Annotated in this window: 18 protein-coding genes; 10 read left to right on the top strand and 8 right to left on the bottom strand. The window is 62.1% G+C overall.

What is annotated here, in order from left to right:
- Nucleotides 1-9 precede the first annotated feature (9 nt).
- Nucleotides 10-900: a LysR substrate-binding domain-containing protein gene (locus G5367_RS11505; RefSeq protein WP_421244399.1), complete on the bottom strand. Its 891-nt coding sequence runs from the start codon at nt 898-900 to the stop codon at nt 10-12.
- A 91-nt stretch (nt 901-991) separates the two neighbouring features.
- Between G5367_RS11505 and G5367_RS11500 the strand changes: the two genes are divergently transcribed.
- Entirely contained in the window at nt 992-1,849 is an 858-nt protein-coding gene (locus G5367_RS11500) for a DMT family transporter (protein ID WP_005335858.1), read from the top strand.
- A gap of 3 nt (nt 1,850-1,852) precedes the next feature.
- Here G5367_RS11500 and G5367_RS11495 read toward each other — a convergent pair whose 3' ends face one another.
- Nucleotides 1,853-2,440: a uracil-DNA glycosylase family protein gene (locus G5367_RS11495; protein WP_421244400.1), complete on the bottom strand. Its 588-nt coding sequence runs from the start codon at nt 2,438-2,440 to the stop codon at nt 1,853-1,855.
- A gap of 99 nt (nt 2,441-2,539) precedes the next feature.
- Between G5367_RS11495 and rarD the strand changes: the two genes are divergently transcribed.
- Complete coding sequence (gene rarD / locus G5367_RS11490; protein ID WP_421212944.1) at nt 2,540-3,430, top strand: EamA family transporter RarD; 891 nt, start codon at nt 2,540-2,542, stop codon at nt 3,428-3,430.
- On the opposite strand, the gene G5367_RS11485 is transcribed toward rarD, so the two are convergent.
- Entirely contained in the window at nt 3,412-4,146 is a 735-nt protein-coding gene (locus G5367_RS11485) for a substrate-binding periplasmic protein (RefSeq protein ID WP_005343130.1), read from the bottom strand. The two genes, rarD and G5367_RS11485, sit on opposite strands and share 19 nt — an antisense overlap.
- 44 nt (nt 4,147-4,190) lie before the next feature.
- On the opposite strand from G5367_RS11485, the gene G5367_RS11480 reads away from it, so the two are divergent.
- On the top strand, nt 4,191-4,529 hold the full coding sequence (locus G5367_RS11480) for a GIY-YIG nuclease family protein (protein ID WP_421212945.1): 339 nt from the start codon (nt 4,191-4,193) through the stop codon (nt 4,527-4,529).
- Between the two features lie 78 nt (nt 4,530-4,607).
- Here the strand turns inward: G5367_RS11480 and pspG are convergent, their stop codons facing one another.
- The 4 genes from pspG to G5367_RS11460 all read right to left on the bottom strand — a co-directional run bounded on the left by pspG (nt 4,608) and on the right by G5367_RS11460 (nt 6,683).
- On the bottom strand, nt 4,608-4,826 hold the full coding sequence (gene pspG, locus G5367_RS11475; protein WP_005343128.1) for an envelope stress response protein PspG: 219 nt from the start codon (nt 4,824-4,826) through the stop codon (nt 4,608-4,610).
- Nucleotides 4,827-4,871: 45 nt separating this feature from the next.
- Entirely contained in the window at nt 4,872-5,078 is a 207-nt protein-coding gene (locus G5367_RS11470) for a PspC domain-containing protein (RefSeq protein WP_421244401.1), read from the bottom strand.
- Nucleotides 5,079-5,080: 2 nt separating this feature from the next.
- On the bottom strand, nt 5,081-5,743 hold the full coding sequence (gene pspA, locus G5367_RS11465; protein WP_421244402.1) for a phage shock protein PspA: 663 nt from the start codon (nt 5,741-5,743) through the stop codon (nt 5,081-5,083).
- Between the two features lie 211 nt (nt 5,744-5,954).
- Nucleotides 5,955-6,683, bottom strand: a complete 729-nt coding sequence (locus tag G5367_RS11460; RefSeq protein ID WP_005343125.1) for a 1-acylglycerol-3-phosphate O-acyltransferase — start codon at nt 6,681-6,683, stop codon at nt 5,955-5,957.
- A 186-nt stretch (nt 6,684-6,869) separates the two neighbouring features.
- Between G5367_RS11460 and G5367_RS11455 the strand changes: the two genes are divergently transcribed.
- From G5367_RS11455 to G5367_RS11440, 4 genes are read left to right on the top strand one after another with little or no spacing between them, the layout of a single operon-like run.
- Entirely contained in the window at nt 6,870-7,247 is a 378-nt protein-coding gene (locus G5367_RS11455; RefSeq protein ID WP_421244403.1) for a hypothetical protein, read from the top strand.
- Between the two features lie 53 nt (nt 7,248-7,300).
- Nucleotides 7,301-9,331 carry a protein-disulfide reductase DsbD family protein gene (locus G5367_RS11450; protein WP_421244404.1) on the top strand — a complete coding sequence of 677 codons (2,031 nt, stop codon included), beginning with the start codon at nt 7,301-7,303 and terminating at the stop codon, nt 9,329-9,331.
- Nucleotides 9,332-9,340: 9 nt separating this feature from the next.
- Nucleotides 9,341-10,084, top strand: coding sequence for a DsbA family protein (locus G5367_RS11445; protein WP_064341631.1), 744 nt, complete (start codon nt 9,341-9,343; stop codon nt 10,082-10,084).
- A gap of 3 nt (nt 10,085-10,087) precedes the next feature.
- Complete coding sequence (locus G5367_RS11440; RefSeq protein ID WP_266135334.1) at nt 10,088-10,603, top strand: protein disulfide oxidoreductase; 516 nt, start codon at nt 10,088-10,090, stop codon at nt 10,601-10,603.
- A gap of 76 nt (nt 10,604-10,679) precedes the next feature.
- On the opposite strand, the gene G5367_RS11435 is transcribed toward G5367_RS11440, so the two are convergent.
- A complete protein-coding gene (locus G5367_RS11435) occupies nt 10,680-11,504 on the bottom strand; it encodes a LysR family transcriptional regulator (protein ID WP_421244405.1) in 825 nt (274 codons plus the stop codon).
- A 130-nt stretch (nt 11,505-11,634) separates the two neighbouring features.
- Between G5367_RS11435 and G5367_RS11430 the strand changes: the two genes are divergently transcribed.
- The 3 genes from G5367_RS11430 (at nt 11,635) to G5367_RS11420 (ending at nt 13,827) form a co-directional block, all read left to right on the top strand.
- Nucleotides 11,635-12,513 carry an NAD(P)-dependent oxidoreductase gene (locus tag G5367_RS11430; RefSeq protein WP_266135332.1) on the top strand — a complete coding sequence of 293 codons (879 nt, stop codon included), beginning with the start codon at nt 11,635-11,637 and terminating at the stop codon, nt 12,511-12,513.
- On the top strand, nt 12,510-13,262 hold the full coding sequence (locus G5367_RS11425; RefSeq protein ID WP_266135331.1) for an SDR family NAD(P)-dependent oxidoreductase: 753 nt from the start codon (nt 12,510-12,512) through the stop codon (nt 13,260-13,262). Before G5367_RS11430 ends, G5367_RS11425 begins: the two co-directional genes overlap by 4 nt.
- A gap of 280 nt (nt 13,263-13,542) precedes the next feature.
- The gene (locus G5367_RS11420) at nt 13,543-13,827 is read left to right on the top strand and encodes a DnaJ domain-containing protein (RefSeq protein ID WP_005343121.1); all 285 of its coding nucleotides are present in this window, start codon (nt 13,543-13,545) and stop codon (nt 13,825-13,827) included.
- Nucleotides 13,828-13,839 lie beyond the last annotated feature (12 nt).

The raw sequence follows: 13,839 nt of genomic DNA, 5'->3' as shown, positions 1-13,839 counted from the left end.
CGGTGCAGGCTAGAGCGGCATGCTCTGGCGTGTCTCCATCATCAGCCACTGGCGCAACCGGCTGATGGCGGGCTCATGGGCCCGCGAGCGCTTGCAGGTAAAGTAGAAGGCATCCCCCGTCTCCAGCTGGTGTACCGGCAAGGCCACCAGCTGGGGATCATCGGGTCGCAGCATATAGTCATTCACAAATGCCACCCCCTGATCCCAGGCCGCCGCCTCCATCGCCAGCAGCACATGGCTGAAATGGTGCATCCGCGCCTCGTCCGGAATCACCAGCCCACCCGCCTTGGCCCAGCGCAGCCAATCCTCCCCCCTCGCCTTGTAGATGGACTGCACCGAAAGCAGCGGCAGCTGCCAGATGGCATCAGGCCACTCCCCGCTGACCTGCTGCAACAGACGGCGACTGCAGACCGGAAAGAGCCGCTCCTGATAGATAAGATCGTGACAGTAACCACGCCCGTGGGGTGAGACGGTGATAAAGCAGTCCGCCACCCTATCGGAGAGTTCGGGATCCTCCGCCACCATCTCCAGACTCAAGTCCAGCTCGGGGTAGAGCTGGCGCAATCCGGCCAAGCGGGGGATCAGCCATTTCACCGCAAACGAGCTGTAGACCGCGAGGCGCAACCGCATCTCGCCGCCACCGCGCAGCTGTTCGCTGCTCTGGGCAATCTGGCTAAGCCCGGCAGCAATCCCTTCGAAGTAGCTCTCCCCCTGGGTTGTCAGCGAGAGCAACCGCCCCTGACGCAGCAGCAAGCGCTCACCCAGAAAATCCTCCAGCAGACGGATCTGGTGGCTGACCGCACTCTGGCTGACGTTCAGTTCCAGAGCGGCGCGGGAGAAGCTGAGCAGCCGGGCCACCACCTCGAAATATTGCACCGCACGCAGGGGAGGAAGCTTCATTATCTAAATATCTCATGAATGGTCATTTTTTATCATTTTACTGGATATCAACCGGCACGCTACCCTCCCCTCATCTGAAGTGGGAGGTGGTATGAATGCAGTAGGGATCGGCATCCTATATCTGGTGCTGGGCAATATGGTGGCGGTTTTTTCCGATGCGCTGGTCAAGGTGCTGGAGCCGGATCAGCCCATCTTCCAGTTTGTCTTTTTCCGCCAGCTCTCGGCCGCCATTCTGCTGATGCCCTGGCTGCTCTGGTCATGGCGCCGCAACCCGCCGGTGGCCATCAAGTGGCACCTGCTGCGGGCCCATATCTGGGCGGTCGGCGTCTGCCTGATGGTGGTGGCCCTCACCCGCTTGCCGCTCGCTACCGCCAATGCCCTCTTCTATGCAGCCCCCCTGATGATGGTGCCGCTGGCGGTGTGGATGGCGGGGGAAGCGATCTCGCGCCAGAAGGTGCTGACCGCAGTCATCGGATTTATCGGGGTTTTGATCGTGCTGCGCCCGACCGAGGTGAACTGGGCCGCTCTGGCGGCGCTTGGGGTGGCGCTGTCGATGGCGCTCAACAACCTGCTGATCAAGCGGATCCCGCTCAAGCAGCCCATCGCCCAGACCCTGTTTTTCACCAACGTGCTGAGCATGCCCTTCATTCTGGCGCTGGCACTGTGGGAAGGGGGCGACTGGCAGTGGCAGATGTGGTGGCCCGCCTTCGGATCTTCGGCGCTGATCATGGTCTATGCGGGATTGTGCGTGGTGGCCTATCGCAAGGCGGAGGCTAGCAAGATCGCCTCGGCGGAGTACACCGGTCTGCTGATGGCAGTGGCCATCGGGGTATGGTTGTTTGACGAGCAGCCGGGCCTGCCGCTGCTGCTGGGCTGTATCTGCATCGTCCTGCCACTTATCGCCATGGCGCGCAGCAAGCCAAAACCGCTGGCCGAGCCAGCGCTCTAATACTCAGGGTCTCCCCAGAAGCGGGGCGACCCTTTGCTGCAGATGGGGGACGATCTCCTCCTCGAACCAGGGATTCCTCCTGAGCCAGAGGGTATTGCGCGGGGAGGGATGCGGCAACGGCAGCCAGCCGGGGCCATAGTCGGCCCAGCTGCGCACCGTGTCGGTGAGTGACCCTTTGGCTGCCCCCCGCAGATAGTAGGCTTGTGAATATTGGCCGATCAGCAGGGTCAGTTCGATATTGGGCAACAGCATCAATACCTTGCCGTGCCAGGTGGGCGCACATTCGGGGCGCGGCGGCAGATCGCCGGATTTTCCCCTGCCGGGATAACAGAGCCCCATCGGCATGATGGCGATGCGGGATTGGTCGTAAAAGGTGGCCTTATCGACCCCGAGCCACTGGCGCAGCCTGTCACCGGAGGGGTCATCCCACGGGATACCGCTGGCATGCACCCGGGTGCCGGGCGCCTGACCGATGATCAGCAGGCGGGCACTCTCGGCCCCGCGGATCACCGGACGAGGCCCCAGCGGCAGGTGAGCCTCGCACAGACGGCAAGCCCTGATTTGCTCAAACAACTTATCGATTCGCAGCATGACGTTGATAGTACCAGCATTTCCCTGTTTTCCCTCTTGTGGAAACAGGGCGCGCCCCCTACTATCGCCATGAGCGTTTAATTTAATAAACGGATAATAATGAAAAACTGGCTAGGTACCGGCACCGCGACCCTCTCCTTCATCCTGTGGGGGATGCTGCCGCTCTATTATCAATTCATGCCCGAGGTCAACATGTGGGAGCTCATCTCCCACCGTGTGCTCTGGTCGGTTATCCTGCTTGGCGGCCTGTTTCTGCTGCTTGGCCACAAGGTGCCCTGGGCACAACTGCGTAGCGAGCCGCGCCAGCTCGGCCTAATCCTGCTGGCCGGCCCCGTTATGTCCATCAGCTGGTGCATGTTCACCTGGTGCCTCACTACCGGGCAAGTGCTGACCACCAGCCTCGCCTTCTTTATGACCCCGCTGTTCAATATCGTATTCGCCGTCATCTTCCTCAAAGAGCGACTCACCCCGCAAAAGCATCTGGCGGTCGCCCTGGCGCTGGCGGGGCTCGCCTACATGCTCTTCTGCTACGGCCAACTCCCCTGGTTCTCCCTCATCATGGGGGCCAACTTCGCCTGCTATGGCCTTATCAAGAAGAAGATCCACTACGACACCGGCACCAGCCTCTATCTGGAAGCCATGGTGCAACTGCCCGTCGCGCTGATCATCATCGGCACACTGGCGTGGCACGGGGAAGGGGCATTCGTGAACGGGGATCTGGCCGACAAGCTGCTGCTGATGGGCAGTGCGCCCGCTACTCTGCTGCCGGTGGGGCTCTTCTGCTATGCGGTGGCGAGAACCCGGATGAGCACTGTGGGGCTGCTGCAATATATCGAGCCCAGCCTCGCCTTCCTGCTCGCCATCTACTGGTTTGGTGAGGCGCCGGATCCCATAAAGGCAGTCGGATTCGCCTTCGTCTGGGCTGGTTTGCTGGTTAGCCTGTTGCCATTGCACCGGCTCAAGCGTCGCCCTCAGGGCGTACCGCGATAAGATTCCAACACCTTGTGCCAGCGGGGATCCTTGTCCATCTGCTCGGCGATGTCGTTGAGGATGGCATGCAGCTCGGGACGAGACTTGGGCAACAGAATATGGCGGGTATAGCTGGATTGGGGGAAGGGGGAGATAAACAGCTTGCCCTGATAGTGGTTTGAGTCGATGAAAAAGCCCAGCGCGGAGCCTGGCACCAGGGTCACATCGATACGGCCGCGCACCAGCAGCTCAAGATTGGTCTTCACCTTCTTGGCATCGTGACGCTCCAGCTCTCCCCTTGCTGCCGCATCGTCGATCCCCTGATAGCGGTAGCCCTCCACCCCGCCAAACACCAACCCCTTGAGGGAGTCGGGTCCGCGATAGGTGATCGGCTTGTCGCTGTTCGAGATCAGCTCGTTGGTGTCGCGCATCACCGGAAAGGTCCACAAATAGCGCTCGCGATGGGGATCTCCCACCCAGGCAGGATTGACCCAGACCACCAGACCATCGAAGTCGGGATCCGCCATCTCCAGCGCCAGCCGGGCGCGATTAACCAACCAGAGCTCTATTCTGGGTTCACCCCCCAGCTTTTCATTGAGATACTTGACCAACTCGTGGCTCAGCCCAGTATCTCCACCGGTATTGAAAGGCGGATGCTGATGGTAATCGTAGAGACGAATCGTCTCCCCCTGAGCCGGCACCGACAACAGCAACCACAACCAGAACCAAACCCTCATCGCACCTCCTTGAGCTGCCTCTGAGTTTGGCACAGAGAATTTGAATGAGAAAACCCGCAACCACCACACCGACACCACAACCATCCCCCTCTTCCCGCTGGTCTGTCTATATGGTGCGTACCGCCACCGGCCTGCTCTATACCGGGATCAGCACGGATCCGCTACGCCGTCTGCGTCAGCACCAGAATGGCAAAGGGGCTCGCGCCCTGCGCGGCAAGGGGCCCTTGACGCTGGCTTGGCAGCAGGAAGTCGGCGAGAAGGGGGTGGCCCTGCGCATCGAATATCGCCTCAAGCAGCAGCCAAAATCCTTCAAGGAGCAGCTGATCCTGCACCCCGCGATTTGGCAGAGCTGGAGCCCGCAGTGGTTAATCGACTCCCCCTGAATATTGCCAGAAAAAAAGACCACTCGATGAGTGGCCGAAAAGGGGAAATCAGGGAGCATCACACAACGTGTTGTGCCACTACAGATAGGTATTGTTGCGCTGACGACGGTGGCTGATAAGCCAACAGACCACCAACACCAGTAGCAACCAGGGAGCCAGTTTGATGATCAGGGCAAGCATGCCGCTCAACAGACCCAGCAACACAAACACACCGCTTACCAGCAACATGGCCACCAGGGTAAAACCGGTCAGTGCCATCACCAGCAACACTCCCAGCAATATGAAAAATTCCAGCATAACTTGCTCCTTACGGGCACTCAGTGCCGCCGGGCTGCCTTGCGGTCAATCCAGCCAGCGTCTCAATTCATAACGAGGCGGCATCACCAGCACCGCCAGCAGATAGGCAGCCAGTGCCAGCGGTGGCACCAGGATCAGGGCAAGCAGGGCTACCACTCGCACCGTCACTCTGGAGATCCCCAGCCGTTTGGCAATGCCGGCGCAAACGCCGGTCAGCTTGCGATGCACCAGATCCTTGGGCCAGGGAGTCATGGTTATACCTCCACCTTCTGACCCTTGAGACGGGCCAGCTCGCGCTCTATCTCGTCATTGAGCTCCAGCTCGCGGAACTGGGCCTCCAGCGAGGGATTCTGCCCCAAAGTGGCCGCCTCCAGCTGGGCTTCCAGCTGATCGACCCGCCCCTGAAAGCCTTCGAACCGTGCCATCAGCTCGTGCATGCGCTGGCTGTCCACCTGAGCGCGGGCACGAATGCGGCTGTGGGCCGTCTGCTCGCGCAGGGTCAGCAGTTTCTGCTTCTCCCGCGCCTCGGTCAGCTTGGCTGCCAGTCGCTCACTGTCGGCGGTAAGCTGGGCCAGCACCTCGGCCACCCGGGCCTTGTCCTGCTCCAGCTGTTCACATTTCCTGGCCTCCGCCAGCTTCTCGGTGAGGGCAGCGCGGGCCAGATCCTCACGGCCTTTCTGGATGGCGAGCTCGGCCTTGGCCGACCACTCCAGGATCTGCGCCTGCAACGCTTGCTGATGACGCTCCAGCTGCTTCTGTTCGGCAATCACGCGGGCGGCCTGGGTACGCATCTCGACCTGCACCTGCTCCATCTCTTCGATCATCAACCGCAGCATCTTCTCCGGCTCTTCACTCTTGTCGAGCAGGCTGTGCAGGTTGGCATTTATCACGTCGGTCAGGCGGCTGAATACGCTCATGGTCTGGCTCCTTGTTCATGGGATGGCTATCTCTTCCCATTGCATTACAAGAGCCGTGCCAAGAAAAATTATTGTTGTTTTACATATAGATGAGAGTTTCACAAAGAAATTAAAGAAAGGTTTGTTGGTGAAAATAGCCAACCATGTGGTGATTTTCACCAACAAAAAAGGGAGCCTGAGGCTCCCTTGTCGATTCATCTGCGATATCTAGTCAGACTGCGTGGCTGTGGCCCAGCTTGCTGTCCAGTTCAGCCAGCTTGGCCTCCATCCGGGCACGGCACACTTCGGAGAGCTCGCGAATGCCGGCGGCACCGTGCTCCTTGCTGCAGACTGGCGCCATCACCTCCACCAGCACTTCGCCGTTGTCCCAGCGATTGAGGTCGATCTGGCCAAAGTAGCTGGAACAGACGATGGGCACTACCGGCACTTCAGCCTGTACCGCAGTGTGGAAAGCGCCCGCCTTGAACGGCAGCAGGCCACGCCCCTGGGAGCGGGTCCCTTCCGGAAACATCCAGATGGAGGTGCCACGGTTCTTGATGCGATCCACCACCTGACCAATGGTGCCGATGGCACGGGAGCGGTTGGAACGGTCGATCAACACGTTGCCGGAGAGCCAGAAGATAAGGCCGAAGAAGGGGAGCCACAGCAGGCTCTTCTTGCCTACCGCCACCACACCGGGCTGCACCGCACCGGTCACGGTGAAGATGTCGAAGTTGCTCTGGTGGTTGCAGACGTAGACCGCCGGGCCGACCGATTTCACCTCGTCGGCCACCGTCACCTTGACTCGCAACCCGATCAGCGGGCAGACCGCGTGATACATACGGGCAAAGACATAGACGTTGTTGGGGTGGCGCGGACGAACCAGACAGAGCAGCAAGCCGAACAGGAACCAGAAAATGAGCAGCAGACCAAGCAGCAGCACACGGGCAATTTTGAGCATCGAACACCTCGAGTTTTAACTCGGCGCAGTATACTGATCCCCCTTTTAGCGAACAAGCGTTCGCCAAACAGAACCGACCAGACTCACCCGCTCTGTCACCCCGGCGATCAGTCATAACGGGCAAGGTAACTTGCCCCTCCAGATATAGGTCGCTAGGATGGCCCCATCTTGATGGACATGGCGAACATGATGTTGCAACAACGGATAGCGAAGCATCTCCTGCTACTGGTCTGCCTGCTGCTGCTCAATTGTGCAGCCCAGCCGCTGGCCCGGCTTGCCCTGCTCGATCACGCCCTCAGCTGTCAGGCACTGCCCGTTCAGAGCATCGATGATGAGCAGAACGACGGCAAGCCAGTCAGCCCGCAGCCCACCAGCTGCCAGCTCAACGGCAAGTGGCTAAGCGCCGCCACCCTGCTCTGCGTCGAACAGCTCTTCTTTGCCGTGGCGGTGCTGCTCGCCCTGCTGGCCCCCCTTTGGCTCTACACACCGCCACTGCCCCCTCCCAGAGTCATCTCGCCGCCCGAGCGGCGTCTGCACCTCACCCTGTGCGTCTGGCGGGAATGAGTTCGACAGCGTTCTTTCGTTAGCTGTCACTCAATTTTTGCGAGACCAAAAAGATGTCGAATCTCTTCAAGGCGGCCCTGCTACTGGGCGGTCTGCTGTGGCAATCCATGGGATTGGCCAGCGACACGGGCTGGCTCACCAGCCCACAGAATGATCACGCCCGGGTACGGCTGCAGGCCGACCACAGCACGGCAGATCAGACCCGCATCCTGCTCGATGTCGAGCTGGAGTCAGGCTGGAAAACCTACTGGCACAGCCCGGGCGAAGGGGGCATTGCCCCCCAGATCCTGTGGGACGAGCCGGTCGGTGCCTTTCAGTGGCGCTGGCCGGTGCCACGCCACTTCGAGGTAGTCGGGCTCAACACCCAGGGTTATCAGGGTGAGGTGACCTTCCCTCTGAGCCTCAACTATCCCGCCGGGCAACCGCTCAAGGGGACTCTACGCCTCTCCACCTGCAGCAATGTCTGCATCCTGACCGACTTTCCCTTCACCCTCTCGGTGGATGGGCAGGCCCCGGCCGACTTCGATTTTGCCTGGGCGAAGGCGATGAGTACCCTGCCCCAGCAATTGCCTGCCGCAACCCGGGTCGAGCTCGGTTATCAGCACAACCAGCTGCAACTGCGCGCCGAGCGGGCAGAAGGTTGGCAATCACCAGCGCTCTTTATCGACGCTCTGGAGGGTGCCGAATTTGGCAAACCGGCGCTTGAGGTCGAGGGCAACACCCTGATCGCCCGGGTGTCGGTGAGCGATGGTTGGCAGGGGGATGCGCCGGATCTGCGCGGCCAATCCCTCGGCCTGCTGCTCACCAGTGGCGAGCAGGCGTGGCAGGGCAAGGGGACGATCGGCGCGCCACTCGCAATGCCCGGCCAGAGTCATTCGCTGTTCTGGTTGCTGGGAGCAGCGCTGCTCGGCGGCCTGATCCTCAACCTGATGCCCTGCGTGCTGCCGGTGCTGGCGCTCAAGCTGGGACATCAGAAGCGTGAACAGGGAGCGGTGCGCAAGCAGTTCCTCGCCGCCAGCGCCGGGATCATCGCCTCCTTCTGGGTGCTGGCGGCCATGAGCAGCCTGCTGCGCGCCACGCAAGGGGCCGTCGGCTGGGGCATCCAGTTCCAGAGCGCCGGTTTTATCGGCTTGATGGTGCTGGTCACCCTGCTGTTTTGCGCCAACCTGTTGGGGCTGTTCGAGATCCGCCTGCCCAGCGCCCTCTGCACCCGCCTCGCCACCAGCGGCGGCAACGGCCTCGGCGGTCACTTCCTGCAAGGGAGCTTCGCCACTCTGCTGGCGACCCCCTGCTCGGCACCCTTTCTCGGCACTGCAGTGGCCTTTGCGCTGGCGGCGCCGATCGGCCAGCTCTGGCTGATCTTCACGGCATTGGGGATTGGCATGAGCCTGCCCTGGCTGCTGGTGGCAGCCCTGCCACGGCTCGCCCTCTGGTTGCCGAAACCGGGGCGCTGGATGAACCATCTGCGCATCCTGCTCGGCCTGATGATGCTGGGCTCCAGCCTCTGGCTCACCAGCCTGCTCGACAACCATCTCGGCAGCTATGCCACCGGCTGGCTGATGGCTGCCATGCTGCTGGCACTGCTGGCTGGCATCATCTGGCGTTACGGCATCCGCGGCTTCACGCTGGCGATCGCCCTCACCGCCCTGATTGGCAGCCCCCTGCTGCTGAGCGGCGCCTTTAGCGCGCAGGGCTCGGCCAGTGTTGACAAGGTGGTCTGGCAGCCGCTCTCTGAACGCGCCATCACAGATGCGCTGGCCCAGAACAAGCGGGTCTTTATCGATGTCACCGCCGACTGGTGCGTCACCTGCAAGGCCAACAAATACAACGTGTTGCTGCGCGATGAGGTGCAACAGGCCCTCTCGGCCCCCGATGTGGTGGCCCTGCGCGGCGACTGGAGCAAACCAAGCGACACCATCGCCGCCTTCCTGCGTAAGCGGGGCGCGGCTGCGGTTCCCTTCAACCAGATTTACGGCCCGGAGTTGCCGCAGGGGGTCACGCTGTCACCCCTGCTCGACAAGGACGATCTGCTGACCACATTGCACAAGGCTGGCCTGCTTCAGGCTGGCACCACCCGATTTTAAGGAGTAACCATGAAACCGACTCTGAGCGCCCTGACCCTGCTGGCCTCCCTTTCCGCAGCCCTGCTGGCTCCGGCCCTGCACGCCGCCCCCTTCACCCCGGAGCAAGAAGCGCGCATCAAGGAGCTGATCCGCGAGACCCTGATCGCCAACCCCAAGATCCTCGACGAGGCCGCCGAATCCTGGGAGAAACAGAACGCGGCAGCCCAGGAGGCGCAGCTTGGCAACTTCATCAAGGGCAACAAGGATGTGCTGTTCAACAGCGCCACCAGCCCGCGCCTCGGCGCCAAGAACCCCAAGCTGACGCTGGTGCTGTTCACCGACTACAACTGCCCCTACTGCAAGCAGTTCGATCCCCAGCTGACCAAGCTGCTCAAGGCCTATCCGGACGATCTGGGACTGGTGATCAAGCTGCTGCCGTTCAAGGGGCAGACCTCCGCCAAGGCGGCCCAATACAGCCTGACCCTGTGGCAACAGGATCCCGCTCGCTTCCTCACCCTGCACGACAAGCTGATGAGCAAGCAGGGGATGCTGACCGAGGCGGACATCAACAAGGCGCTGGCCGCCACCGGCAACACCGCGCTCAAACCGGCCGCCAAGGCGACCGAGGAGCTGCGCAACAGCCTGCGCATCGGCACCATTCTGGGGGTACAGGGCACACCGGCGACCCTGATTGGCAACCAGCTGGTGCCGGGCGCCATCCCCTATGAGGAGCTGGAGCAACTGGTGCAGGCCGAACTGGCCAAGCAGGGGTAAGGGATGGCCACCAATCCTCAACCCCGCTGGCGCCGCTGGGGCAAGGAGGCGCTCTGGCTGCTGCTGATGGCGCTGATCATCTCGACCCTGCTCGATCTGTGGCGCAGCCCAACCCTGCCAGAGGGGGCGATGAGCGCCCCCGTCACCCTGCAGAATGGCAGCAGCACGGATCTCGCCACCCTGAGTCAGGGCAAGCCGCTGCTGGTCTACTACTGGGCCAGCTGGTGCGGTGTCTGCCGTTTCACCACCCCGGCGGTACAGCAGCTGTGGCAGGAGGGTGAAAACGTGCTGACGGTGGCGCTGCGCTCCGGTAATTCGGAACAGTTAGCCAAGGGGATGAGCAAGAAGGGGCTCACCTTCCCGACCCACAACGACGAGTCGGGAGCGCTGGCCGCCCAGTGGCAGGTGGGGGTCACCCCGACTTTTCTCGTCATCAAGGATGGGACGCTTGTGAGCAGCACCACCGGCTGGAGCTCGAAGTGGGGCCTGCAGCTGCGGCTCTGGTGGGCGTCGCTCTAGCCACGCAACAACATTGCCTTCAACAGGGCCATCCCACCGGATGGCCCTTTTTTATGCCGACATTTTTATCCTGACATCAGGCGGGGAGCTGCATCCCGCGCACCTGAGCCAGCAGGGCGGTCACCGCCGCCGAGCGCAACGCATCGGGGGCGTAGCAGAGCCCCACCCGCCGCTTGAAGGAAGAGGCCGCCAGCTCGGCGACCGTACAGCCGTGCGGACAGAGGGAACGAGGCAACCAGGCGATCCCCGCCCCGGCGGCCACCATAGTCGCCGCCAGTCGCAGCGACCCCGCCCGCCGTGGATAGAGGGGCGCCTGATTGCCGAGAATGGCGATCAGCCGCAGGTGAGAGTCATGGCGCGGGCAGGTGACCCAAGGCTCGTCCGCCAGCGCATCCGGGGTGAGCGATCCCTTGCCCGTCAGCGGGTGATCCGGCGGCAGCACCAGCACAAACTCCTCCTCCAGCAGGGGGATAAAGAGCTCGTCACCGCAACGCAGGGATTCACACCCTAGCCGCACATCGCCACAGCACCCCTCCTCCAGAGTCAGCAGGATCTCCTCGTGGGCGAGCGCCCCTTGCACCAGCGCCTCCACCACGCCATCGCCAAGGTCTGCCTCAATCCCCACCGTCAGCTCGAGACAGGGGGAGGTTTCACGAAACTCGCGGGCGAGAGAGTCGGTATCGGCGATCAGCCGCTTGGCGCGGGGATAGAGCCGGTGCGCAGCTTCGGTCCCCTCCACCCCGCGCGCCTGCCGCACAAACAGGGTCACCCCCAGCTCATCCTCCAGCGTCTTGATGGTGGTGGAGAGGGTGGGCTGGGTAATGAAAAGGCGGGTGGCGGCCGCCGTGATGTTGCGCTCCTCGAAGACAGCCACAAACGCACGCAAGGTTCGCACATCCATAGAATTCACCTATACCAGACAGTCATAAAAGCCATTTTTCACGGCGACACGGGGCAAATATAGTGACTTACCTGCCACAAGGCATCCCAATTTTCTATATCAGCGTCTATCAACACTGTCAGGAGCCATCATGCGCCATCTATCTGTCATCGGCCTCGGGGCCATGGGCTCCGCCCTCGCCACCACATTGCTCAAGGCGGGCCATCCGGTCACCGTCTGGAATCGCAGCGCCGCCAAGGCAGCCCCGCTGCAAGCGCTGGGTGCAACACTCGCCCCCTCGGTTGACGCAGCCATCGCCGCAAGTGATATCACCCTTGTCTGCGTCGATAACTACGCCGTCAGCCAGCAGTTGCTGGACGAGGCGAGCGATGCGGTGGCGGGCAAGCTGCTGGTGCAGCTCTCCACCGGCAGTCCGCAGGGGGCCAGAGCGCTGGAGAGCTGGTGCCACGCCCGCGGCGCCCGCTATCTCGATGGCGCCATCCTCTGCTTCCCGGATCAGATCGGCACCACTGATGCCAGCATCATCTGCTCCGGTGCCAGCGCTGCCTTTAGCGAGGCCGAGCCGGTGCTGCGCCTGCTCGCCCCAACCCTCAACCATGTGGCCGAGGCGGTTGGCGCCGCCGCGGCGCAAGATTGTGCCGTCGCCGCCTACTTTGCCGGTGGCCTGCTCGGTGCTCTGCACGGCGCGCTGATCTGCGAGGCGGAAGGGTTGCCGGTAGCCAAGGTGTGCGCCCAGTTCAGCGAGCTGTCGCCGATTTTGGGGGGCGATGTGGCCCACCTTGGCAAGACGCTGGCGAGCGGCGATTTCGATCACCCCTACGCCAGCCTGAAAACCTGGAGCGCCGCCATCAGCCGCCTCGCCGGTCACGCCACCGATGCCGGGATCGACAGCAGCTTCCCGCGCTTTGCCGCCGATCTGTTTGAGGAAGGGGTGGCGCAAGGATTTGGTCAGCAGGAGGTCTCGGCTCTCATCAAGGTGCTGCGGGCGCGCAATGGAGCAGCACAATGAACGAGCAGACCAACCAACCCCAAATTGCACTGGTCACCGGCGCCGCTGGCGGGATTGGCCGCCAGCTCTGCATCGGGCTGGCCGAGGCGGGTTATCGGGTGATCGCCACCGATCTGGCCCCTCACGCTTTCGACCATCCCGAGATCCACTTTCATCCCCTCGACTTGCGCGATGAGCAGGCCATCGTGCGGCTCTTTGCCGAGGTTAGCGCGCAGCATGGCGGCATCCATCTGCTGATCAACAACGGCGCCATCAGCAAGTTCCACACCCGCTTCGAGGATCTGAGCGCAGCCCAGTTCGATCAGGTGATGACGGTCAATGTGCGCGGCGCCATGCTCTGCGCCCGCGCCTTTGTGCAGGCCAACCGCGGGTTGCCCTATGGCCGTATCATCAATATTGCCTCCACCCGCTGGCAGCAGAACGAGCCGGGTTGGGATGCCTATGGCGCCTCCAAGGGGGCGCTGGTCGCCCTCACCCAGTCCCTCGCCAACTCACTGGCCGACTACCCCGTCACGGTCAATGCCATCAGTCCGGGCTGGATCCAGGCGGAGGATTACCACACCCTGACCGAGGCGGATCACCGCCAGCACCCGAGCGGCCGGGTCGGGCGCCCCGACGACATCACCCGCGCTTGCCTCTTTCTGGCGGATCCCCAGAACGACTTTATCAACGGTGCCAATCTGGTGGTCGATGGCGGGATGAGCAAGAAGATGATCTACCACACCTCCGCCTCCTTCTGGGAGGAGTAACCCCTGCGGCGGCAGCCTCGCCCCGGCCTGCCGCCCATGCCTTTCCTGCCCGTTTTTTCATCGCTTTTGCCCTGCCGCCCTTGCACTGGCCAGACCGACTGGCAACAATAGACGCTCAACTGACCCCTCTTCATTTCGCCCGTTAATTGATCGCCCAACTCATCGCGTTGGCGGGCTGTTTCCGTTAAAATGACGGGTTTTTGCCGTGCCTGGTTTGCCAATCCCCACCATCAGGCACTCGCAGCGTGAATCCTATGATGCCAGTGATGCAGGATCTGCCATGAACAACTACTTTCGGGTGCTGGGCGTCAAGTCCAACGCCAGCGAAAACGACATCAAGAAAGCCTATCGTCGGCTGTCGAACCAGTACCACCCCGACAAGCTGCACGGGGCCAGTGAAGAAGAGAAAGAGCAGGCAGCCATCAAGCTGCACCAGGTAAAGCAGGCCTATGAAGTGCTGTCCGATCCGAAACAGCGGGCCGCCTTTATCAAGGATTTCAACAACGTCATCGTGACCGACCCCGCCTCCGCCATGCAGGAGATGTGGGATCAGTTCTACCCCTGAAACAGCAGGCAG

Origin of the sequence: Aeromonas sp. 604282 (assembly GCF_049170575.1) — a bacterium.
Classification (GTDB): domain Bacteria; phylum Pseudomonadota; class Gammaproteobacteria; order Enterobacterales; family Aeromonadaceae; genus Aeromonas; species Aeromonas veronii_A.
The sequence above is the reverse complement of the archived record's forward strand: the minus strand, read 5'-3'. Positions and strand labels throughout refer to the sequence as shown.